Below are 24,515 nucleotides of genomic sequence, written 5' to 3'. Positions count from 1 at the left end.
CAGCCCGGGGAAAAACACACTAAAAACGTAAAATGGTATGATAAAGGTTTTACTGCTTATAACAGGAGGGGCAATCGGCACCGTATTCCGCTACGGAGTTTCCACGTGGGTACAGCGTTCGATGCTACACTCCTTCCCTTTCGGGATACTTTCGGTCAATGTGATCGGCTCTTTTCTGATCGGCTTCTGCTGGAGCATAGCTGAAACCTGTAATCTATCTGCGGGCGCAAGAGTATTCCTCTTCACCGGACTGTTCGGCGGATTTACCACATTCTCTTCGTTTGCATTGGATACGATGTCGCTGATGAAAACAGGCGAATATAAACTGGCACTTCTGAATCTTCTCGCCAGTAACGTGTTAGGATTGTCAGCCGTGTTCTTAGGACTGCTTCTTGGTAAAAATGTTATGTCATTAACGAAATAAGATATGCGTAAAGAGGAACGATATAAGGGAGTCTTGAACTGGTTCAACGAGCATGTGCCGGTTGCCGAGACAGAGTTGCATTACGACAATCCGTATCAGTTGCTTATCGCCGTGATCCTGTCCGCCCAATGCACGGACAAGCGGGTAAATATGATCACTCCCGCCCTCTTCCGGGACTTCCCGACTCCCGAAGTCATGGCCGCTTCCACCCCGGAAGTGATCTTCGAATATATCCGGAGCGTCTCTTATCCCAACAACAAATCGAAACATTTAGTCGGCATGGCGAAGATGCTGATGTCCGATTTCGGCGGTGTCGTACCATCCGATATCGACGAGTTGCAAAAGTTGCCCGGCGTAGGCCGCAAGACGGCAAACGTCATCGCCTCGGTGGTCTACAACAAGCCGGCAATGGCTGTCGACACACATGTGTTCCGCGTAGCCAACCGCATCGGCCTGACGAACAACAGCAAAACCCCGTTGGAAACGGAAAAGGAGCTGGTGAAGCACATCCCGGAAGAACAAATCCCGATCGCCCATCACTGGCTGATCCTCCACGGGCGTTACACCTGCATCGCCCGCAAGCCCAAATGTGAAGGATGCGGCCTCAAACCCTGGTGCAAATATTTCCTGAGCCCCAAGAAAACATAACGTACAATGAAAGCTGACAAGCGGGAAATAGTGACATTCGTTATAGCTGCTCTCGCTACGCTGGTGGCAGTCTGGTTCTTTTTAGGCAAAATGCAAAAAGAGAAAGAGACGGTGCGGACCGATCTATATACCTTGGTCGCTCCGGCATCGGATGCCGTGCTACGCGTAAACCGCCCTTCCGCCTTTGCCAAATACATTTTATCCCGCGAGCATGAACATGCAGCTTTCGCCTCCAAAATTCCGGAGATCTACCTTTCCGTTATCCGGAACAATCCGGATCTTCCTCCGATGCTTTTCTCCTTCCATCCGCAAGGTGTCGTATTGTATATGCAGGCAGACGGGCAAACGGTCGGACGGATCGAAAAGAACACGTTACAAAAGGCTTTCGGTGCATTTGCCCCACAGAAGCAAGTTAAAGAAGACATTACTTTCACCTATTATCCGGAGGCAGGCAACCACTTCTTCGGTTATTACCGATATCAGGGAATCTGGGTTGCCAGCTACAGTAAAAAGCTATTGGAAGAAGTCGCCCGGATACAGCGGAACAGACAAAACTACCTGCTCCCCGACCAGGATCGCCTGCGTAAAACATTCGACCCGAACGCCCCGCTGAACCTGATGATACAGGCAGACAGCCTCGACCTCTACGTCGCCCTGCCTGATTCCAGCGAATGGCGCATCCGCAACTGCTGGCTGGGCGCCGACCTGTTCAGTAATGAAAACCACCTCTGCTACTTCGGCAGCCTCCCTCATAATGCAACTGCCGACAGTTTATATGCTCCGCTGGGAGACACGCTGGCAAAGCGGATGGAACAGGCATTTCCGCAATTCAGCGTCACCAATCAAACGAACCAGGAGAATGGCCGGGTCTTTTATACCGGATGTTTCAATCCCGAATGATAAACAGGCACTATAGATCATCCCTGTAGCAATTTCTTCAACATCTCCAACGCCGTCCCCGCCGCCAACCGGATATTCTCTTCGCGTTCCGTACCGAAATGGCAACATTCGGACAGGACCTTGTCTTTCAGGGCGGCGGCAATCCAGACGGTCCCGACCGGCTTTTCCGGCGTACCGCCACCGGGACCGGCAATGCCGGAAGTGGCAACCGCACAGTCGCAACCTAACACCCGGATCGCTCCTAACGCCATCTGCTCGACGACCGGACGACTGACTGCCCCGTACTGCGCCAAGCTCTCTTCCGAAACGCCTAAAACATGATGTTTCACTTCATTGCTGTAGGAAACGACTCCCCCGCAAAAGTAATCGGAGCTGCCGGCCACACGTGTAATCAGATGTGCAATATATCCGCCGGTACAACTTTCAGCCGTTCCCATCGTCAGATGGCGGGAACGAAGCAACCCGCCTATTTCTTTTTCTATCACCATTCTTATCTTCTTTACCTTTTCCCTATATCTTATGAAAGGTTTCCTATAGGGGAAACTTTTGTTTCATGCAGAGGAAACTTTTGTTTCATGCAGAGGAAACTTTTGTTTCATGCAGAGGAAACTTTTGTTTCATGCAGAGGAAACTTTTGTTTCATGCCCATGAAACTACAGACATGTTACCTCAGCCTCGCCTCTACCCTTGCAAAGGGAGCGGCATCCATCGGGCAGAACTGCTTGTCGAGATATTTGTAATACCCCGTTATGGCAACCATCGCCGCATTGTCCGTCGTGAAAGAGAATTTCGGGATATGCACCTTCCAGCCAAAACGCTTCGCATGGTCGAGGAAAGCGTCCCGCAAGCCGGAATTGGCCGACACGCCACCGGCAACGGCCACCTCCTTGATGTCCAGGTCTTTCGCAGCCCGGCGCAATTTATTCATCAGGATATCGATCACCGTCGCTTGCAAAGAGGCACAAAGGTCCTGCTTGTTCTTTTCGATAAAATCGGGATCATCCTGTAGTTTGTCACGCAAGGTATAAAGGAAAGAGGTTTTCAATCCGCTGAAACTATAGTCGTAACCGGGGATATGCGGCTTACTGAATGTAAATGCCTTCGGGTTCCCTTCGTTGGCAAGTCGGTTCACGACAGGGCCGCCGGGATACCCCAGTCCCATCACCTTCGCACATTTGTCGAACGCTTCACCGGCGGCATCGTCGATCGTCTGCCCGATCACTTCCATGTCGTTGTAAGCATTCACCTTGATAATCTGCGAGTTTCCACCCGAGACCAACAGGCAAAGGAACGGAAACGAAGGAGCATGATCGTCTTCCGGCGTCTCCTTGATGAAATGAGCCAGCACGTGCGCCTGCAAATGGTTGATCTCGATCATCGGGATATCCAACGAAGCCGCCAGGCCTTTGGCAAAGGAAGTTCCGACCAGCAACGACCCCATCAAGCCCGGCCCACGTGTGAAAGCAACGGCACTCAGTTCGGATTTATCGATGCCGGCACGCTTGATCGCTTCGGCAACCACCGGGATAATGTTCTGTTGATGTGCGCGGGAAGCCAGTTCGGGAACAACACCGCCATAGGCTTCGTGAACAGCCTGACTGGCAATTACATTCGACAGCATCACGCCGTCTCGTATTACAGAGGAGGAAGTATCATCGCACGATGATTCGATTCCTAATATTGTCACACTCATATCTTCGTTTTAATTTTTGTGCAAATTAACGAAATCTATCGGGATATTGTTGTAGTTTTGTGCTTAAATATAGTAAAGATATCAAAGGACTTAAATACATAATCATCACCCTGCTCACCCTGTTCTGGATATTCTACGCGACTCCGGCTATCTTGCTGCGCATTCCCTACGTGCAGCAAAAAGTGGCAAACACGGCAACGAAAGAATTATCCGGACGCTTAGGTGTGCCCGTACGGATCGGGAATGTAGACATCGAGTGGTTCAACCGCCTGGTGCTGGAAGACCTGTATCTCGAAGATGAAAGCGGAGCCGTGCTGTTCGATGCCAACCATGTGTCGGCCGGTTTCGAAATCCTGCCTTTGCTGAACGGCAAGATCGTGTTCTCGACAGTCCGCCTGTTCGGTTTCTCCGTCAGCTTGAGCAAGGAGACGCCGGCAGACAAGCTGAACCTGCAATTCGTCATCGACGCTTTCGCCAGCAAGGACACGGTGAAAAAGCAATCCAATATCGACCTGCGTTTCAACTCGATCCTGATACGCCGCGGCAATTTCCGTTACGATGTGAAGAATGCAGCCGCCACCCCCGGAAAGTTCAATGCCAAGCATATCGACATCCGGAACATAAGTGCCAAGATATCGATGAAGGCATTCAACAAGGACAGCCTCAATGCCAACATCAAGAAGATGAGTTTCGACGAAGCCTCTGGCTTTTCGCTGAACAAACTGTCGCTCAACATCGTAGCCAACAAGGACAGTGCGATCATCAATAACTTTGAAATCAAGTTGCCTGAAACAGACCTGAAAATAGACCGCGCCCATCTCCATACGCAAGAAGCAGCCAGTGCGTCCGATTGGCTGGATCATTCGCCCGTCGAACTGAACATCGCACCTTCGCAGATTTGCCTGAAAGACCTCTCCGCTTTCGTCCCGGCATTCCGCAACTTCTCAGAGGCCATCGAACTTTCGGCCGAGGCATCGGGCTACATAAACAATATCGACCTGAAGCGGCTGACACTGAAATACAGCGACAAGATGCTTTTCATCGGCAAGATGGAGATGAAAGGCATCACGCATCCGGAAGACGCCTATATCTTCGGGCAGGTCAACAAACTGTACATCACGACCGAAGGGATTTCGGGCCTGGCTAACAACTTCAACGAGCGTCCGGTCAAACTGCCGGATGCGATCGTCAAGTTAGGCACAATCAACTTTACCGGCGAGATATCCGGTTTCTTCGACAACCTGGTCGCTTTCGGCAAACTCTCGTCGGCGATCGGTTCCGTCCAGACCGACCTGATATTCGGGAAGGACAAGGAGAAGAACATCGCCGCCTACCTGAAAGGCCACCTCTCGACTTCCACCCTGCACCTGAACGAGCTTTTCCCTGACGGCAACCCGTATGGGACAGCCAAGTTAGCCGTTACGCTGGACACGCGCCGTCCTGCCAACGGGTCGTTTTCGGGTAATATCAAAGCGAATATAGACGAGTTCGAATACAAAGGCTACAAATACGAAAACATACTCCTCTCAGGCAACTTCAAGAAAAACGGGTTCAACGGCGTGCTGGACATCGACGATCCGAACGGCAAACTATATGCCGAAGGGTTGTTCCTGCATCAAGGTAAAAACTCCATGTTCAACTTCACATCGCGTCTGGAACATTTCCGGCCGGACAGTCTCCACCTGACGAATAAATACGAGGCTCCGGACATCTCCTGCTCGCTGAACGCCGACTTCACGGGAAACAATATCGACAATCTGGAAGGGAGCATTACGCTCGACAGTCTCTCCTTCATAACCAAGCCGGACAGCTTTTTCCTGAAACAGTTCAAGGTGGAAGCTACAGGCCATTCGCTGGACCGCCACCTGACCATCACCTCCGACGTCCTGAACGGCGAAGTGACGGGCGCTTACTCTTTCACGACAATCGTCCCCAGCCTTATGAAGACTCTGAAAGGATATGTCCCGGCTCTGGTCAACGTCACGCAGAAGAAGCAGAAGGTGATGGAAAACAACTTCTCCCTCTTGTTGACCGTCGAAAATACGGAAGCCATGTCCAACACCTTGAAACTGCCTTTTACGATGCTGAACCAGGGACGCATCACGGGACATTACAACAACCAGTACAACCGCTTCCGCTTTGAGGCCTACCTGCCTAAATTCAACATCGGCAAGTCCATGTTCGAATCCGGTTACCTGGCCTGTGACAACCCTGAAGACAGGATAAACTTGAAACTCAAGGCTATCAATTATAATGCCAAAGGCTTGCGCAACTACATGGACCTGAAAGTAGATGCAAAAGACAACCGGATACAGACGCGGATCGGTTGGGCGAACAACAAAGAACGATTGTTTAAAGCAGACCTCTCCGCCTCCACACTCTTTATCGAGGAAGAACAGGAAAAAGGGCCGGCCAAACTACGTACGGAAATCTCGCTGAACGAGAGCCCGCTGATCCTGAACGATTCCATCTGGCACATCGCCCCGTCCACCGTCACCATTGCAGACGGTAAGATCGGGATACAAGACTTTTCCGTCTCCAACGGCACCGAATATCTCCACATGGAAGGAACGGTTTCGAAAGATCCGGCCGACACACTGTTGCTGGACCTGAAACAAGTCGAGCTGAGCTACATCTTCGACATCCTGAACATCCCGGTACTCCAATTTGCCGGAAAGGCTACCGGGACCTTCAACATCACCGACCTTTACGGCAGCCGGATGCTGAACACCGACCTCGAAATACAAAACTTCTCGTTCAACCAAGTACAATTAGGACGCCTCAACCTTTTCAGCGAATGGGACGACCAGCAAAAAGGCATTCTGATGTTAGGCAGCATCTACAAGAACGATACGACCTGGACCGATGTGAGCGGTTATGTCTATCCGGTCGGCAAAAACGCAGGCCTTTCCCTCTTCTTCGGGGCAAACGACCTGAACCTGGCATTCCTGCATCCTTTCGTCGAGAATATCGCCAAGAACATGCAGGGACGGGGCTTTGGGAATATCCATCTGCACGGGCCGTTCAAAGCGTTGAATGTGGAGGGAGACGCCTTCGTGCTCGATGGTGGCCTGGGTATCGAATATCTGAACACCTACTACACTTTTTCCGACTCCATCCACCTGACGCCGGGAGCGATCATCGGGCGCAACGTGACGGTACATGACAAGTTCGGCAATTCGGCAAAAGTAAACCTGACCGTCAATCATAAACATTTCAAGGATGTCAGTTTCGATGTAGGAGTCCAGACAAACAACATGTTGGTATTCGACGCACCCCAAAAGCAGAACCCGCTGATATTCGGAACCGTTTTCGGAACCGGGACAGCCTCCATTAAAGGGAACGGGCAATTGATCAACTTCGACATCAATATGAGAAGCGATCCCAAGACATCCGTCAAGCTCGACTTCATGAACAACTCTTCCGCGGCAGAATATGATTTCATTACGTTCGTGAATAAAAAGGAATTGCGGGAAATGGCACTTACCCGGCCGGTCGATTCCATAAAACCTCTTATCTTCAAAAACGAAGACGAAGGGGCGGAGTTGCGCATGAACTTCCTTCTCGACATCACACCGGATGCCGACATCGAGTTGATCATGGACCCGGTCGCAGGCGATAAAATAGCAGGAAACTGCAACGGAAGCCTCCAGATACAGTACGGGACGAAAACCGACTTACGCATGTATGGAAACATCGGGATCGTACAAGGGAACTATAATTTCAGCCTGCAACAACTCATCCACAAAAACTTCAAGATACGGGATGGCAGCATCATCAACTTCCGGGGAGATCCCTTCGAGGCAACGATGAATGTAAACGCCATCTATAACGTGACAGCCAACATACAGGACCTGGATCCCAGCCTGACATACGAAAGTTCCCGGCGCAATACGCCGGTCAATTGCGTATTGAAATTAGACGGTGTGCTGCGGAATCCGACTATCTCGTTCGACCTCGAACTGCCGAGTTCCAACGAAGAACTCCAACGACAGGTCAAAAGTTTGGTCGATACGGAAGACATGATGACCCGGCAAATCATCTATCTGCTGGTTTTGAACAAATTCTATACGCCGGAATACAATGCGCAATATAAATCGAACGATTTCAGCGCAGTGGCCTCATCCGCCCTGTCCTCCCAGATATCCAGCATCATGAACAGTTTCACCGACAAAGTGCAACTCGGCACAAATATCCGGACCAGCCAGGACGGCATCGAAGATACGGAAGTAGAAATGCTGCTGTCCAGCCAATTGCTGAACAACCGCCTCATATTCAACGGAAACTTCGGGTATAAGAACAGCTCGATAAACAACCAGAAGAATGCCTTCATCGGCGAGTTCGATCTCGAATACCTGCTGACGCCAAGCGGCGATATTCGCCTGAAGGCCTACAACCATGCCAACGATATGTATGTGATTCTAAAGCAAGCCCTGACAACACAAGGAGTAGGTATCATGTACAAGAAAGACTTTACCCGCTTCTCCGACATTTTCCGGCGGCGAAAGAAATATCCTTTAATTCCCCTGCGCCCGGCCCTACCGGACAGCACGCAACAAACACCGGCCGCAACAGAACAAGTTCTTCCGACAGCAACAGAACAAACAAAAAAGTAATCCGGATTTCGCATGTATGAAAGAAGAAGTCACTTTCTATAGAAGAATACTTACATAATATAATTTAGGCACGGATTTCACGGAAAACACGGAAAGAAAATATATTTATCCGTGTAAATCCGTGAAATCCGTGCCTAAAAGATCGTGAGAAAGGAGTTTTGAACCTCCTTCAATGATGATATACGGTTATGCAAAGAACAGAATCAGCAGCTGCGCCGTCAATACCCGGAGGAACATTGTCAACGGATAGACAGTTGCATACCCTACCGACGGAGCATCGTTGCCGGCTGTCGCATTCGAATAAGCCAATGCAGGCGGGTCGGTCGTGCTGCCGGCAATAAGCCCCATAAGCGTAAAGTAGTTGACCTTACAGAAATAACGGCCGATACAACCGATGATCATCAACGGCACAAACGTAATGATGAAACCGTAGCCGATCCAAGCAAAACCGCCATTATTCACAATCGTATCGACAAAACCGTCGCCGGCACTGATTCCCACGCAAGCAAGGAAAAGCGTAATACCGATCTCGCGCAACATCAAATTCGCACTCTGCGTCGTGTAAGTAATCAATTTATAATGGTAGCCGAAGCGGCTGATCAGAATAGCCACAACCAGCGGACCGCCCGCCAGACCCAACTTGACCGGCTGCGGAATGCCTGGGAAGGTAATTGGGATACTGCCCAGCACGATACCCAACGCAATGCCGACGAAGATCGTGATCAGGTTCGGTTCGTTCAGGCGCTTCATCGAATTGCCCAAAACTTTTTCCACGTTGGAAACCGCTGTTTCGGTACCGACTACGTTCACACGGTCGCCGACCTGCAAAGTCAGCCCCGGTTTGGCAACCAGATCGACACCGGCACGATTGATACGGGTGATATTGATACCATATAATTTACGCAGTTTCAATTGTCCCAGACGCTTACCGTTCAGTTCCGGTTTTGTGATCAGGATACGGCGGTTGACAAACTGGCTCTCCATGCGGATCCACTGTTTACGTTCCATATCGATCTCTTCCCCGATAAAAGTCTTGATCGTCTCCGCATCCGTCTCGGTCGTGATAACAAAGACCTTGTCGTTTTCCTGCAATACCGTATTGGCCGAAGCTATTTCGATCTGCTTGTTGCTGTCACGCCAGACACGGGAAATAACAAAATCACGATGTTCCAGCAGGTTCGACAATTCGGCAACCGTCTTTCCGAAGATAGCCGGATTCTTCACGACCAGCGAGATAGGCTTAGCCTCATTGGTATGCGAAGAATCTTCGCTGTTCAACTGTTCGTTCTCCTTATCGAAACTTACACGGAAAATATACTTAATCAAGATAATGGACAGGATAATACCGATCACACCCAACGGATAAGCGACAGCATATCCCAGAGCAATCGTATTGTCTGACACTCCGTGCATATCGGAAAAAGCCTGCTGGGCAGCACCCAATCCCGGTGTATTCGTTACCGCCCCCGACAAAATGCCGACCATCGTAGGCATCGGGATACCGGTTGCATAATGCAGAATGACAGCTGTCACGACTCCCAGGAACACAATGCCGCACGCCAGCATATTCAGCGTAATCCCACCCTGTTTGAAAGAAGAGAAGAAACCCGGTCCGACCTGCATCCCTACAGAGTAGACAAAAAGTATCAATCCGAACTCTTTAAAAAAGTGAATCACATTGTGGTTGATCGTAAAACCGAAATGACCTAAAATGATCCCCACAAACAACACAAGAGTAATTCCCAAAGACACGCCGAAGATCTTGACCTTACCTAATTGAATACCCGCGGCGATCACAAAGGAAAGCAGAAGTATGGAGTGGCCGATGCCCTCGCCCCATAACAAATCATTAATCCAATTCATAATAATACGTGTAGTTATAATCTTAAATTTGCCTTAAAGGTTGCAAAGGTAGCCATTTACTTTGTGTTTAACAACATATATACTATCTTTACCCACCAAATATTTTAAAAGATGAAAAAGAGCTACTATATCTTATTAGGCTTACTGGCCTGCCTCTCGCCTGTCTTCGGACAGAGCGATGCGGACTCCGTAACATCTGCATCGGAACAGGTTCCTGCGAAAATAGTCACCATCAACACGAGCGCCGGAACCCTGAAAGCGAAACTGTATGACGATGTCCCCAACCATGTCCGCACCTTTATCGAACGTGCCAAACGGGGCGAATACGACGGGACGCTGTTCACCCGCGTGCTCCCCGAATTTATGATACAAGGCGGCGCTCCCGATTCGCGCAATGCCCCCGCCGGCGCCCGTTGCGGTTTCGGGGACCGGAATTCGGAGATCATGCCGGAGATGCGGCCTCACCGCTTCAATAAGCGGGGTGCGTTGGCTGCTCCCCGCCAGAACGACGACATCAACCCGCAAAAGAAATCGGATATGTCGCAATTCTATATCGTACAAGGAAAAGTCTACACCAACGGTGAACTGGACACGCTGGAAATGATCGCCAACCAGGATATCAAGGAGAAGGCCATGCAGAAGTTCTTCTATCCCGTCCGTGCCGAACTGCGCATGCAGAAAGCCAGCAACAAACGCGAGTACCAGAAACGCCTGCGCAAGATCAACGCCCAGGTAGACTCGGTGGTACGCGCCACACCCGGACACCTGCTGTTCACCAAAGAACAACGGAAAGCCTACACCACTAAAGGCGGTTGCCACCACCTGGACGGCAACTATACCGTCTATGGCGAACTCATTGAAGGATTCGACGTCCTCGACGCCATCGCCGGACAAGCCCGCGACGAATACGACCGCCCTAAAAAAGACATCCGCATTATCAAGGTGACAGTAGACAATTGAAAGTGCAAAGTGAACTCTTATTTCTTAATTATTAATTAATAATATCCCCGTGCTCAAACGAGACTTCATCATGGTACAGATCGAAGAACTTGCCAAAGTAGTCCTTCAGATCATTATGAACCGCAACACAAATGCGGCCCGCCATACTCCGGAATTGATCCAAACCGTGTACAGTTCCCTCAAACTGGACCGTCCTACCCTTATGACAACCCCGCCCGAAGAACTCATCCGCCGCCTTGACAGTGACGACAACGGCGGGATCCTCCGTCTTGAGATAGCCGTCAAGACCCTGATCGAAGAAAGCTACCTCTACCCAGACGAGGAACAGGCGATGTTGCAAAAGGCCAAGACGCTCTTAGAATATATCCAAACGCACGACAAGACGTTCTCTTTGGAACGCGTGAATATGCTGGACGAATTGGAACGGCGCATTCTTTGACCGGCAGTCAAACAGTTAACCGGTGTCTCAAGGATATTCCTTATTTTTGTTCCGTACAAGCAGATACGATATCAATCGTATCTTTCACCCTGAAAAAATCAACATTCATTATGGACATCACACCCCGTTTCAAACATATCCTGTCGGTTGCCGTCATCTGCCTGACGACAGTAGCACCGACTTTTTCGCAATCGTGGCCGGAGATCACGGCCGAATCGCGTCCTGCAACCCGCTGGTGGTGGCTGGGGAGCGCGGTAGACACGGCGAACCTGACTTATAACCTGGAAACCTATGCCCAAGCAGGGTTAGGAGGTGTCGAGATCACCCCGATCTATGGCGTGCAGGGAAACGATGCACACGAAATCCCGTTCCTCTCTCCCGCCTGGATGCGGATGTTGCAGCATACCCGGTCCGAATGCAAACGCCTCGGAATGGAAACGGACATGAACGCCGGAACCGGCTGGCCTTTCGGTGGCCCGATGATCTCCTTGGACAATGCAGCGACCAAAGCGATCTTCCAAGAATACGCGGCCAAAGGCGGGGAAAGGCTTCGGATCACAATCGATGTGGAGGACCGGAAACAACGGGGAGTCGCCAACCTGAGCCGCCTGATGGCCTTTTCCGACAAGGGGGAACGGATCGACATCACATCAAAAGTGAAAAACAACCGGCTCGACTGGACGGTTCCTGCGGGAAACTGGCGCCTGATAGCTTTATTCTGCGGGAAAACATTCCAACAAGTGAAACGGGCGGCTCCCGGCGGGGAAGGTTATGTAATGGACCATTTTTCAGGAAAAGCCGTCAAGCAGTATTTCGCAACCTTCGAACGGGCTTTCCGGGAAAACAAGGTTCCTTATCCGCATACCTTTTTCAACGACTCGTATGAAGTGTACGGAGCCGACTGGACCCCCAGCCTGCTTACCGAATTCGTCCGCAGGCGCGGATACCGGCTGGAAAATTACCTGCCGGAATTCCTCAATCCCGCACGGACGGATACGACCGCCCGCATCCTCTCGGACTACCGGGAGACATTGGCGGAACTCCTGCTGGAGAACTTTACCCGCCAATGGACGGAATGGGCGCACCGGGGCGGAAGCCTCACCCGTAACCAGGCGCATGGTTCGCCGGGCAACCTGATCGACCTGTACGCTACAGTCGATATTCCCGAATGCGAGGGATTCGGCCTCTCCCGGTTCCATATCAAAGGATTACGCCAGGATTCGCTGACACGCAAAAACGACTCGGATCTGTCGATGCTCAAGTACGCCTCCTCGGCTGCCCATATAGCCGGTAAAAAATATATCTCCTCGGAGACCTTCACCTGGCTGACCGAACACTTCCGTACGTCTCTATCACAATGCAAACCGGATATGGACCTGATGTTCGTATCGGGTGTCAATCACATGTTTTTTCACGGCACTCCCTATTCGCCCCGCGAGGCGAAATGGCCCGGCTGGCGGTTCTACGCGTCCGTCAACATGTCACCGACAAACAGCATATGGAAAGATGCCCCCGACTTTTTCGATTATATCGCCCGTTGCCAGTCATTTTTACAGATGGGGAAACCGGACAATGACTTTCTGGTCTATCTGCCGATATACGACATGTGGCAGGAAGCAGGCGAACGTTTCTTAGCTTTCGATATCCATAAAATGCAACAGCGGGCTCCCCAGTTTATCCGCGCCATACACACCATTTACGAAAGCGGATATGATGTCGATTACATCTCCGACAACTTTATCCGGAGTACCGGCATCAAAAACGGGAAGCTGGTGACTTCGGGCGGTTCCTCATACAAGGCGCTGGTCGTTCCCGCCGTCCGTTATATGCCGTCCGATATTCTAAGTCATTTGGTACAATTGGCAAAAGAGGGAGCCACGATCGTCTTTATCGGGAACTATCCGGAAGATGTACCCGGCTTCGGAGATCTGGATAAAAGAAGAAAACGCTTTCGCCAGGCATGTGAGAAGCTACCGGCAATCGCCTCTTTCGACGAAACCGCGACGAACAGCCTGCAAAAAGGACGGATCATCACCGGCTCCGACTATTCCCTCGCCTTGCAAGCTTGCGGTGTCGCACGGGAAGAGATGAAAACCCGATTCGGCCTGCAATGCATTCGCCGCTCGAATGCAACCGGATACCATTACTTTATCGCCTCTTTGCAGGAGAAAGATGTCGACGGCTGGGTTCCGCTGGGTGTTCAGGCCAATGCCGCCATCCTTTTCGACCCGATGACCAAGGAGCGAGGTGCCGCATGCCTCCGCCGGCAGGAAGGAAAAACGGAGGTTTACCTGCAAATACCTTCCGGGGGATCACTCATCTTGCAGACTTTCACCGGAGAGGCTCCCGATTGCCCGGCCTGGAATTATATACAAGAACAGTCTCTCAGCATCGGGCTGGACCATGGCTGGACTCTGAGCTTTCCCGAAAGCGAACCGGCCATTCCGGAGACATTCGTGATAGACAGTCCTGCCTCCTGGACCACGCTCGATCATCCGGACGCACGACGGAACATGGCGACCGGCCGGTACAGCCTGACATTCAGACTACCCGAAATAGCAGCCGACGACTGGATACTGGATCTGGGGGATGTACGGGAAAGTGCACGTGTCTACATTAACCGACAACCGGCCGGAACGGTGTGGGCTGTCCCTTTCCGCCTGAAAGTCGGAAATTATCTGGAGCCGGGAGTCAACCGGATCGATGTGGAGGTGACCAACCTCCCCGCAAACAGGATTGCCGATTACGACCGGAGAAAAACAACATGGCGGATTTTCAAGGAGATCAACATGGTCGACCTGAATTACCGGCAAAGACAATACGACAAATGGGAGCCGATGCCATCAGGACTTAACAGTCCCGTCCGCCTGATTCCCGTCGTCACAAAGCAGGTGTTGCCTTGACTCGTGGCGATTCTGACAGGCTCCAAAGAGTAACAATTCCATACTAATTAAAGTAAAAAAGATTCTTTCTGTAAAGTTTTTACTACCTTTGGCAGTCGCAAATGAGATAGTTAGTGTTACATTAGTTTTTAAATATAATAAATTATGGCGAAGATAAAAGGAGCTGTTGTTGTAAACACAGAGCGATGCAAAGGATGTAACCTCTGCGTAGTAGCCTGCCCGTCGGATGTACTCGAATTGCACCCGCGTGAAGTAAACAACAAGGGATACCACTATGTGTACATGAAAAACCCCGATAACTGTATCGGTTGTGCAAGTTGCGGGTTAGTTTGTCCGGACGGTTGTTTAACCATCTATAAAGTAAAAATATAATAGACAGATATGGCAGAAGAAGTAAAATTAATGAAGGGTAACGAAGCCATCGCCCATGCGGCCATCCGCTACGGCGTAGACGGTTACTTCGGCTACCCGATCACTCCGCAGTCGGAGATACTCGAAACCCTGATGGCCGAAATGCCGTGGGAAACAACCGGAATGGTCGTGCTACAGGCTGAAAGTGAAGTGGCCGCCATCAATATGGTATATGGAGGTGCTGGTACAGGTAAACGCGTGATGACCTCCTCGTCAAGCCCCGGTGTCAGTCTGAAACAAGAAGGTATATCTTATATCGCAGGAGCCGAACTGCCCTGTCTGATCGTGAACGTGATGCGTGGCGGTCCCGGTCTGGGAACGATCCAACCCAGCCAGGCCGACTATTTCCAGACAGTCAAAGGTGGAGGACATGGCGACTACCGCCTGATCACGCTCGCCCCCTCTTCCGTACAGGAAATGGCGGACTTCGTCGGACTGGGTTTCGAACTCGCTTTCAAATATAGTAACCCTGCCATTATCCTGGCAGACGGCATCATCGGCCAGATGATGGAAAAAGTGGTATTGCCGCCTTTCCATACACGCCGTACAGAGGAAGAAATCATAGCCGAATGTCCGTGGGCCACACAGGGAAAGACTGCCGGCCGTAGACCGAATGTCATTACATCACTGGAGCTGGATCCGGCAAAGATGGAAGAAAACAACATCCGCTTCCAGGCTAAATATCGGAAGATCGAAGAAAATGAAGTCCGCTACGAAGAGTTCCAGTGCGAAGATGCCGAATATCTGCTGATCGCTTTCGGTTCTTCCGCCCGTATCTGCCAGAAAGTGGTGGAAATCGCACGTGCGGAAGGCATCAAGCTCGGCTTGCTCCGTCCCATCACATTATGGCCGTTCCCGAAAAAAGAGATTGCCGCCTATGCAGATAAAGTAAAAGGCATGCTCTCCGTCGAGCTGAACGCCGGACAGATGGTCGAAGACGTACGTCTGGCTGTAAACGGCAAGATAAAGGTAGAACATTTCGGCCGCCTCGGTGGTATCGTGTTCACACCCGATGAAGTACTGAATGCACTTAAGGAATTAATAATTGAGAATTAATAATTAAGAAATCATTTAGTCAACCAGTCTTATTTTTTAATTCTTAATTTTCAATCATGACACGCGGAAGTAAAATTGATACGATATTGACCTGGCTATTCATGGTTTTAGCGGTAGCAGCTGTAATCTGCTACTTCGCTTTCCCTGAAAACCGCCAGCCATTTCTGTATTGTGGTGGCGCGGCGATCTGTTTCCGCTTGGTTCAATATCTGATGAGATTTATTAGCTAAATAATTACGAACATGGAAGTTAACGAAATAATTAAACCGGAGAACCTGGTATATGGAAAACCCAGGTTGATGAATGAAAATCCCATGCACTACTGTCCCGGTTGCAGTCACGGCGTGATACACAAGCTGATTGCCGAAGTGATCGCCGAAATGGGTATGGAAGATAAAACAATCGGTGTCTCTCCCGTCGGATGTGCCGTATTTGCCTATAATTATCTGGACATCGACTGGATCGAAGCGGCTCACGGACGTGCGCCTGCTATCGCGACAGCTGTTAAACGACTGAATCCGGGCAAGATGGTATTCACTTACCAGGGCGACGGTGACTTGGCCGCCATCGGTACCGCCGAAACAATCCATGCTGCCAACCGTGGAGAAAATATCGTGATCGTATTTGTCAACAATGCCATCTATGGTATGACAGGCGGTCAAATGGCCCCTACCACACTGGAAGGGATGCCGACGGCAACCTGCCCTTACGGCCGTAACATCGCCCTCAACGGTTATCCGTTGAAGATCGGCGACCTGCTTGCACAGTTGGAAGGGACCTGCTTGGTCACCCGCCAGAGCGTACAGACTGCCGCAGCCGTCCGTAAAGCTAAAAAGATGCTTCGCAAGGCATTCGAGAACTCGATGGCCGGCAAGGGCACTTCAATTGTCGAATTCGTTTCCACCTGTTCATCCGGTTGGAAAATGACACCAGAAAAGGCAAATAAATGGATGGAAGAGAATATGTTCCCGTTCTATCCGTTAGGAGATCTCAAGAACAAAGAATAATTAATCAGCAAATTATTGACAATGAAACAAGAGATAATAATAGCAGGTTTCGGTGGACAAGGGGTTTTGTCAATGGGTAAGATCCTGGCTTATTCCGGCCTGATGGAGGGGAAGGAAGTCAGTTGGATGCCTTCTTACGGCCCGGAACAACGGGGGGGTACAGCCAACGTAACCGTTATCCTGAGTGACGACCGCATCAGTTCTCCCGTACTGAACGAATATGATATTGCCATCATCCTGAACCAGCCATCGATGGACAAGTTCGAAAACAAGGTGAAAAAAGGAGGTATCATTATTTATGACGGATATGGAATCCATACACCGGTGAAACGGACCGACGTCAGTGTATATCGCGTGGATGCCATGGACGCGGCTACGGAAATGAAAAACGAGAAAGCATTCAATATGCTGATCCTCGGCGGACTGCTGAAAATCGTCCCGATGGTGAAACTGGAAAACGTATTGTTAGGCTTGAAGAAATCTCTGCCCGAACGCCACCACAAGCTCATCCCGATGAACGAGGCGGCTATCAAGAAAGGTATGGAGATTATACAGAAAGTGTAATCTTGCAAAAAGAATATAAAGAGGGCGTTTCTATTTCGTAGGACGCCCTTTTGTTATATCTTTGCCCCTCATGAAGCATAGCTTATACATATTATTACTCTTGATAATATCCGCTTCGGCTCTGCATGCGCAACGCCGGCCAGGTGGAGACCGGAAAGGATTCTCACTCGGAAACCTTTCCAAATCCAATCAGGAAGTCCCTGACAGCCTGCTGGTTCCCGATAGTGCATCGACAGCCAACAGACGTATCACGGCCTACCGGCTTACTCCTCTGTTGGGCGATCCTTATATTGCTCCATTGGACACGTATAAACTGAATTTCGCCAACAGCACGCTGGTGGAATCCGAATCATTGGCTGTCGGCTATCTGGCCAATACGGGATCGCCGGCACAAACCCGTATCTTTTCCGAACGCAAGGAACCGCGGGATTTCCTGTTTGCCGATGCATACGATTATTATATCACGGACCCTCGGAACGCACAGTATTACAATACGAAAATCCCTTACACAAACGTGATGTACACGACCATGGGGGGAAGTGAAAGCAAAAACGAACGATTGAAAGGTACGCTGACCATGAACTTCGGCCCGAAGATCAACGTTGGCGGCGATCTGGACTATATCTACAGTCGCGGATACTACAAGAATAACGGCAATAAGCTGTTGAGCTATCGCCTTTTCGGAAGTTACAAGTCGGATCGCTACGAAGCGCATGCCTACCTGAGCAACTTCAACTTCATCAATTACGAAAACGGAGGATTGGCAAACGACTCGGTAATCACCAACCCGGACCAATATTTTGCCGGCGAGAGAAACCAGGACGACCCCAAGGCATTCAATACGCGCTATCCGGTCAAAGCCTGGAACCGTGTACGCGGCAAACAGTATTTCCTCAGCCACCATTACAATCTCGGATTCGAGCGCGAGTTGGAAGGGGAAGTGGACACGCTGGGAAATCCCATGAAAGTATTCATTCCCGTATCCAGTATCATTCATACGCTGGAATATCAGGACAACCGCCGCCGTTTCCGCTCGGAAGCGGATCAGAACCTGAACGAATGCTATCTGACTCCTGATGGAGACCCACGGGTGTTCGGTTTGGAAAACGGTACGGGTGTCGACGACCGTACTTCCTATTGGAACCTGCGTAATACTTTCGGACTCTCCCTCCGCGAAGGTTTTCAAGACTGGGCCAAGTTCGGCATCACCGCCTTTGCGACTTTCGACAAGCGCAAATTCCAGTTGCCGGCCCAGATACCGGGACTGTCTTACGATCCCGAATATGGAAGCGGATTAGACGCCTCTCCTTCCACCATCGATTTTCCGGTTACACAGGTGTATGACGAATTTTCGACATATATCGGAGCTGAAATCTCCAAACGCAAAGGAAACATACTGACTTACAATGCCCGTGGAGAACTTTGCGTCGTGGGTGACGATATCGGGGAATTCCGGGCAACGGGAACCCTGCAAACCAAATTCAAGTTATTTAAAAAAGACGCAACAATCAGCGCGGAAGGATACATTAAGAATGTCACTCCTTCATTTTATATGCGCCATTTCCATTCCCGCTATTTCTGGTGGGACAACCGGGATATGAACATGATCCAGCAAATCCATGCCGGAGCCAAGATCGACTTGGAGTCCACACGGACCCAACTGTCTGCCGGGATCGAAAGCATACAGAACTACGTATTCTTCAACAAACAAGGAATGCCGGAACAGAAAAGCGGAAATCTGCAGGTGATAAACGCCCGCATCAAACAGGACATCATGTACCGCGCTTTCGGATGGGAAAACGAGGTAGCCTATCAGCTGAGTAGTGACAAGAGCGTACTGCCTTTGCCTCAAATCAGCCTCTACACCAATATGTATCTGAAATTTAAGGTGGCAAAGGTATTGATGGTGCAACTGGGTGCCAATATGTATTATAACACTTCCTACTACGCCCCGTATTACGAACCGGCGACACAGCAGTTTCAGGTACAGGATGAAGTGAAAGTCGGTAATTACCCGCTTGTCAATGCCTATGTCAATTTCCACCTGAAACAGGCTCGTTTCTTTGTGATGGGCTATAACCTGAGTTCCAAGTTCGTCAATCCGAACTATTTCTCGCTGGCGCATTATCCGCTGGATCCGTTCGTCCTGAAAATGGGCGTGGCTGTCACATTCAACAACTGATCATATGAAATCGAAGAAACTGATAGGAGTCTATACCGGGCTGCTGATAATCGCCGTTGCAACCATGATCATGTTATGGCGTCTGAAAACCATGTCGAAGGCAGAAGTTCTTCCACGCGATTATCCGGAGATCAAAAAAGAAGGAGTCCTGCGGCTGGTGACCGAATACAATCAATCGGGTTATTATGTGGCAGGCGACACGATAGAAGGTTTTCAATACGAACTGAGCCAGGCTATCGCCCGATTATCAGGTCTGGAAGTACAGACGCTTTTGGAGATGAGTCTCGCCGAGAGCTTCAATATGCTTGAAGAAAACAAATGCGATGTCGTCGCCCGCAATATCCCTATCACCAGCGAGATCAAAGAGAAATATCTGTTCACCGAACCGATCGTCCTCAACAAACAAGTCCTGATCCAACGAACGGAAGATGCCAATAACGGACTCAAGCCTATCCGTAACCAGCTCGATCTGGCCGGCAAGACTCTATATATCCCGAAAGATTCTCCCGCCCAACTCAGGCTACAGAACTTAGGACATGAGATCGGCGATACGATTTACGTGATAGAAGATGAATTATACTCCGGGGAACAGCTTGCCATCATGGTAGCGAAAGGAGACATCGATTATGCCGTCTGCGACCAGCAGATAGCCGCCCTTTCCCAAAAACAACTCCCGGAAATAGATATCAAAACAGACATAAGTTTCACGCAACTCCAATCCTGGGCAGTCCGCAAAGACTCCCCTCTCCTGCTCGACAGCCTGAACAGCTGGCTGGACCAGATACGCAAGAACGGTACATTCGACAAAATATACAAGAAATATTATAAATAATGTGCCAAACATTATCATTGGCACATTATTCATCATGCGACGGCAACACGAATGAGAAAGTCGAGCCGACCCCTAATTCTGATTCCACGTGCATGGAACCGCCCATCTTAGTGACAAGTCCCTGGCAGATGGCAAGCCCCAAACCGATACCTTCCACATAATCGTTCACTTTGACAAAGCGGGTAAAAAGGCTTTCCAATTTGTCCTTTTCTATACCAATCCCGGTATCTCTTACATAAAACTTCAAACATTTATCCGGCAGGCAGGTATATCCTAAAGTGATACTTCCCTCTTTAGTATTCTTAATGGCATTATTCGCAAGATTATTGATCAATTGCAGCAAACGGATGCTGTCTGTCCCAAAATAACATGCAGAACTGCCTTTTTCCATAAGCAATTGCACTCCCTCAGGCATACGAAGTTTGATAGAGGCGAATGTCGTATCCATCAACTCGTTTATATCGACCTGTTCATAACTGATCTTGATGGCATCGGCTTCAATCTTGGACAGATCGAGAATATCGTTTATCAATTGCATCAGCAACTGATTATTGGTCTTGATGATCTCATAATATCCCAGACGTTCCTCGTCCGAATCGGCAAAAGCCATCAATTCGGAGAAACCGGTGATCGCATTCAGCGGGGTACGGATCTCATGGCTCATATCCGCCAGATACTTTGACTTCATCTTATCGGCAAGTTCCGCCTTATGCCTGGCTTCTTCCAAGTTCAGTTCCTGCCCTTTGCGCTCCTGTATGTTGATCGTACATCCCAAGATCACAAGCGCCCTCCCCTGTTCATCCCGTTCGTAAACGGTTGCCGACGATTCGCGCCAATGATAATTATCCATCCCCGGATACTTCACACGCAACTCGATTTTCACTTCCGACATCTCTCCCGAACACAACTTCCGGAAAGCCTCATCATGCATCTCCCTGTCGTCAGGATGAACCCGCGCGGCAAAGCGAAGCCATGAAATATCGATCAGTTCGTCTTCTCTGCCCGGCTGCCAATTATTCACCTGAACAACCGCATCATTATAATTTCGTTTGCTATTAGGATTCACGAATATGGAACAGAGGCGTATATCATTGGAATTCAGAGCCATTTTAGTAAGCACCTGCGAACGTTTCAAAGTGTTCTCCATCTTGTTGCGAGCCGTGACATCCCGCCACAAAGCCAACAAAAGAGGTTTGCCATTACTCAAGGCGATCGGGAATTTCGTGACCTCAATATCCTTCCGGATACCATACGCATCCGAAATCTTACCGCTAAATTCGATGGTCCTATCCGTTTCCATGACATCACGATCCAACTCCAAACGCTCTTCTGCGGACATGATCGCATCAAAACGCAACTCGAAATCATTATGCCCCTCCACCTTTTCCGTATCGATTCCGGTTATTTCTTCCATAAAGCGATTCCAATACAGATATCTGAAATCATCTTCTGCATCTTTTACGAAAACGCCTAACGGTAGCTTATCCAAAATCGTATTGATCAATTCATGTAATGAATCTTGCTTTTGTGAGATCGGCTGGATATCCTTCCAGCCATAAGTACTGCCCATAACAAAATGCTTTTAAACGCTAATTTGGGTATAAAGGTATTTATTTTTATCACAATAGTCCCGTAAAACACCACTAAATTCAATATCTTCTTGAAAAAACAACTCTTTTCAGCGAAGAGCGGCGTTATGTGTAACAAATATTGCCAAATATTATCTACCTTTACCGGGAATTTAATGATGAAAGATGAGATTTGACGAATTGGATTTAGAAGAGGCCGTATTGGATGGCCTTGACGCAATGAATTTTCTGGAGACAACTCCAGTACAGGAACTAACGATTCCGGTTATTTTGGAAGGGAAAGACATTATTGCCTGTGCGCAGACTGGAACAGGAAAAACAGCGGCTTATGTGTTGCCGGTGATCAATGAACTCAGCAAAGGATTACATCCGGCCAATGCTATCAATGCCATTATCATGGCTCCCACACGCGAACTGGCCCAGCAGATCGACCAGCAAATCGAAGGTTTCACCTATTTTGTCCCTGTTTCCGCCGTTGCCGTTTACGGAGGTACGGACGGTATTGCCTGGGAACAGCAAAAACGCGGGATGGAAATGGGTGCCGATATCGTGATCGCTACCCCCGGACGTTTGTTGTCGCATATCAAACTGGGGACCGTCGACCTGTCGCAGGTTTCCTTCTTCATTCTGGATGAAGCGGACCGGATGCTCGACATGGGATTTTATGAAGATATCATGCAGGTCTACAAACTACTGCCGGAAACCTGCCAGACCATCATGTTCTCCGCCACGATGCCCCCCAAGATCCGGACACTGGCTCAAACGATCCTGAAAAATCCGGAAGAAGTCAAGATAGCCATCTCCCGACCCCCTGAAACAATCATGCAAACGGCCTATGTCTGCTATGACATGCAGAAATTGCGCATATTGGAAGACCTGTTCTCACAGAGCCGTCCGCAACGTGTCATCATATTTTCATCCTCAAAAATGAAGGTAAAGGAACTGTCATCCACCCTCAAACGGATGAAGTTCAACGTGGCCGCCATGCACTCGGACCTTGAGCAGTCACAACGTGAAGAGGTGATGAAAGAGTTCAAGAACGGACGTATCGACATCCTCGTTGCCACCGACGTCGTCTCGCGCGGTATCGATATCAACGACATCAAGCTGGTAGTCAATTTCGACATTCCCCACGACCCGGAAGACTACGTGCACCGCATCGGCCGTACCGCTCGCGGAACGAATGGCGAGGGGTTGGCCATCACGTTCATTTCAATCGAAGAACAATTCCAATTCAAACGTATCGAAGAATTCCTGGATAAGGAAGTCTACAAAATACCGATCGACCCCAAATTCGGCGAAACACCTTTATACGAGCCCGAAAAATACTCCAACATGCGCCGTGGCAGAGGACGCCCCCGCAAAGACGGCGGAAAAGGGAAAAGCAGCAACAGCCGCCCCGCAGGCGGTAACAACAACCAACGCCGCAGAGGCAGACCGAAGAAGGAAGCATAGGCGACGTTTATAAATATGGAGGTATGCAAAACATCCTGCCTGCCAACAACCATAATTCAGGCACGGATGAGACGAAAAACACGGAAAGAAAATTAATTTATCCGTGTAAATTCGTGTCATCCGTGCCTGAAAGTTCGTGATAAAGGTGTTTGGACACACCTCCGATTATTCGACAACCGGTTGCAACGTGACCGGGAACGGAGCATCCAGCGTTCCCTGTGCTCCTCCATCCTCAAACGAGAACGATTCCGCGGCTTTATAAATTCCGCTGGCCTGTATGCTGTAATACATGAAATAGACGGAAGCCGTTTCATCTTTCCTACCCCGGATCTCAAACCGATAGACCACCTTTCCTGCAATATCGGCCTGTTCCCCTACGCCACGGCATTCATCGCCGACAAAGGCAGCCAGTATATCCTTGTCACGCCGTTCAAAAGGCAACGTTTCGGGCAAAGATACCACAGCGGACATCGTTTCCGGATACTTGCCGGACTCTTCAAAAGGAGGAACCGCCGGATCGGAAACCTTCCCATACGTCCCATTCTGTTCGAACACCAAGAAATCCCGACACGTATAGGTCGTCTTGTTTTTGGCACTGTAGTATTTCAACGTCACCTTTTGCGCTTCTCCCTGATTTCCGCGGATATAAAGGAAAAAGAGCTTCTTCCCGTTCTCCTGGACGGTAGCGATTCCGCGGCATTCATCACCAACGAAAGCCGATACTTCGTCATTCGGATCTGCATACTTTTCCAGAAACCCGGACAAGCGGATAACAGCCGTCATACTGAACTGGTAAATTCCGCTCTCCGGAGCTTTCCATGCAGGAGCCGGTTCATCCTCCACCAGGTCAAGCTCCCACTCAGGTTCCGGGACCACCTTTGGTCCCGGCTCATCCGAGCAGCCCCACAAAAGCGTGGAGGCTGCCAAAATGATCATATAATGAATTACATTTCTCACTTCTATCCGATTCATA

Annotated in this window: 19 protein-coding genes; 14 read left to right on the top strand and 5 right to left on the bottom strand. The window is 49.7% G+C overall.

The window, feature by feature from the left end; all coding sequences use genetic code 11:
* Positions 1 to 37: 37 nt before the first annotated feature.
* The 3 genes from crcB to ACW6QF_RS00750 are packed head-to-tail and all read left to right on the top strand — an operon-like array spanning position 38 to position 1,972.
* Positions 38 to 424 (top strand): fluoride efflux transporter CrcB, encoded by a 387-nt coding sequence (gene crcB, locus ACW6QF_RS00760; protein WP_456086449.1) that lies wholly within the window; start codon positions 38 to 40, stop codon positions 422 to 424.
* 3 nt (positions 425 to 427) lie between these two features.
* A complete protein-coding gene (nth, locus tag ACW6QF_RS00755; protein ID WP_456086448.1) occupies positions 428 to 1,072 on the top strand; it encodes an endonuclease III in 645 nt (214 codons plus the stop codon).
* A gap of 6 nt (positions 1,073 to 1,078) precedes the next feature.
* Positions 1,079 to 1,972, top strand: a complete 894-nt coding sequence (locus ACW6QF_RS00750; protein WP_456086447.1) for a hypothetical protein — start codon at positions 1,079 to 1,081, stop codon at positions 1,970 to 1,972.
* Positions 1,973 to 1,989: 17 nt separating this feature from the next.
* Here the strand turns inward: ACW6QF_RS00750 and ACW6QF_RS00745 are convergent, their stop codons facing one another.
* Positions 1,990 to 2,460 carry a CinA family protein gene (locus tag ACW6QF_RS00745; RefSeq protein ID WP_456086446.1) on the bottom strand — a complete coding sequence of 157 codons (471 nt, stop codon included), beginning with the start codon at positions 2,458 to 2,460 and terminating at the stop codon, positions 1,990 to 1,992.
* A 176-nt stretch (positions 2,461 to 2,636) separates the two neighbouring features.
* Positions 2,637 to 3,665 carry a tRNA (adenosine(37)-N6)-threonylcarbamoyltransferase complex transferase subunit TsaD gene (gene tsaD, locus ACW6QF_RS00740; protein ID WP_456086445.1) on the bottom strand — a complete coding sequence of 343 codons (1,029 nt, stop codon included), beginning with the start codon at positions 3,663 to 3,665 and terminating at the stop codon, positions 2,637 to 2,639.
* A 110-nt stretch (positions 3,666 to 3,775) separates the two neighbouring features.
* On the opposite strand from tsaD, the gene ACW6QF_RS00735 reads away from it, so the two are divergent.
* Complete coding sequence (locus tag ACW6QF_RS00735) at positions 3,776 to 8,281, top strand: translocation/assembly module TamB domain-containing protein (RefSeq protein ID WP_456086486.1); 4,506 nt, start codon at positions 3,776 to 3,778, stop codon at positions 8,279 to 8,281.
* Positions 8,282 to 8,467: 186 nt separating this feature from the next.
* Here ACW6QF_RS00735 and ACW6QF_RS00730 read toward each other — a convergent pair whose 3' ends face one another.
* Positions 8,468 to 10,144, bottom strand: a complete 1,677-nt coding sequence (locus ACW6QF_RS00730) for a putative transporter (RefSeq protein WP_298554817.1) — start codon at positions 10,142 to 10,144, stop codon at positions 8,468 to 8,470.
* A gap of 111 nt (positions 10,145 to 10,255) precedes the next feature.
* On the opposite strand from ACW6QF_RS00730, the gene ACW6QF_RS00725 reads away from it, so the two are divergent.
* The 9 genes from ACW6QF_RS00725 (at position 10,256) to ACW6QF_RS00685 (ending at position 20,498) form a co-directional block, all read left to right on the top strand.
* Positions 10,256 to 11,104 carry a peptidylprolyl isomerase gene (locus tag ACW6QF_RS00725; RefSeq protein WP_456086444.1) on the top strand — a complete coding sequence of 283 codons (849 nt, stop codon included), beginning with the start codon at positions 10,256 to 10,258 and terminating at the stop codon, positions 11,102 to 11,104.
* 49 nt (positions 11,105 to 11,153) lie between these two features.
* A complete protein-coding gene (locus ACW6QF_RS00720) occupies positions 11,154 to 11,543 on the top strand; it encodes a hypothetical protein (RefSeq protein WP_456086443.1) in 390 nt (129 codons plus the stop codon).
* Positions 11,544 to 11,653: 110 nt separating this feature from the next.
* Positions 11,654 to 14,446, top strand: a complete 2,793-nt coding sequence (locus tag ACW6QF_RS00715; protein ID WP_456086442.1) for an alpha-L-rhamnosidase — start codon at positions 11,654 to 11,656, stop codon at positions 14,444 to 14,446.
* 144 nt (positions 14,447 to 14,590) lie between these two features.
* Positions 14,591 to 14,818 (top strand): 4Fe-4S dicluster domain-containing protein, encoded by a 228-nt coding sequence (locus ACW6QF_RS00710; protein ID WP_122343683.1) that lies wholly within the window; start codon positions 14,591 to 14,593, stop codon positions 14,816 to 14,818.
* Between the two features lie 9 nt (positions 14,819 to 14,827).
* On the top strand, positions 14,828 to 15,913 hold the full coding sequence (locus tag ACW6QF_RS00705; RefSeq protein ID WP_456086441.1) for a 3-methyl-2-oxobutanoate dehydrogenase subunit VorB: 1,086 nt from the start codon (positions 14,828 to 14,830) through the stop codon (positions 15,911 to 15,913).
* A 242-nt stretch (positions 15,914 to 16,155) separates the two neighbouring features.
* On the top strand, positions 16,156 to 16,920 hold the full coding sequence (locus ACW6QF_RS00700) for a thiamine pyrophosphate-dependent enzyme (protein WP_186930370.1): 765 nt from the start codon (positions 16,156 to 16,158) through the stop codon (positions 16,918 to 16,920).
* A 21-nt stretch (positions 16,921 to 16,941) separates the two neighbouring features.
* Positions 16,942 to 17,484: a 2-oxoacid:acceptor oxidoreductase family protein gene (locus tag ACW6QF_RS00695; protein WP_456086440.1), complete on the top strand. Its 543-nt coding sequence runs from the start codon at positions 16,942 to 16,944 to the stop codon at positions 17,482 to 17,484.
* 70 nt (positions 17,485 to 17,554) lie between these two features.
* Entirely contained in the window at positions 17,555 to 19,666 is a 2,112-nt protein-coding gene (locus ACW6QF_RS00690) for a putative porin (RefSeq protein ID WP_456086439.1), read from the top strand.
* 4 nt (positions 19,667 to 19,670) lie between these two features.
* Positions 19,671 to 20,498, top strand: coding sequence for a transporter substrate-binding domain-containing protein (locus tag ACW6QF_RS00685; protein ID WP_456086438.1), 828 nt, complete (start codon positions 19,671 to 19,673; stop codon positions 20,496 to 20,498).
* Positions 20,499 to 20,523: 25 nt separating this feature from the next.
* Here ACW6QF_RS00685 and ACW6QF_RS00680 read toward each other — a convergent pair whose 3' ends face one another.
* Positions 20,524 to 22,068: a PAS domain-containing sensor histidine kinase gene (locus ACW6QF_RS00680; RefSeq protein ID WP_456086437.1), complete on the bottom strand. Its 1,545-nt coding sequence runs from the start codon at positions 22,066 to 22,068 to the stop codon at positions 20,524 to 20,526.
* A gap of 184 nt (positions 22,069 to 22,252) precedes the next feature.
* Here ACW6QF_RS00680 and ACW6QF_RS00675 point away from each other — a divergent pair, with 184 nt between their 5' ends.
* Positions 22,253 to 23,542: a DEAD/DEAH box helicase gene (locus ACW6QF_RS00675; RefSeq protein WP_456086436.1), complete on the top strand. Its 1,290-nt coding sequence runs from the start codon at positions 22,253 to 22,255 to the stop codon at positions 23,540 to 23,542.
* 165 nt (positions 23,543 to 23,707) lie between these two features.
* On the opposite strand, the gene ACW6QF_RS00670 is transcribed toward ACW6QF_RS00675, so the two are convergent.
* Positions 23,708 to 24,514, bottom strand: coding sequence for a hypothetical protein (locus tag ACW6QF_RS00670; RefSeq protein WP_456086435.1), 807 nt, complete (start codon positions 24,512 to 24,514; stop codon positions 23,708 to 23,710).
* Between the last annotated feature and the right edge of the window lies 1 nt (position 24,515).

The organism is Parabacteroides sp. (genome assembly GCF_977054455.1).
This window is presented reverse-complemented; position numbering and strand designations above follow the sequence as displayed.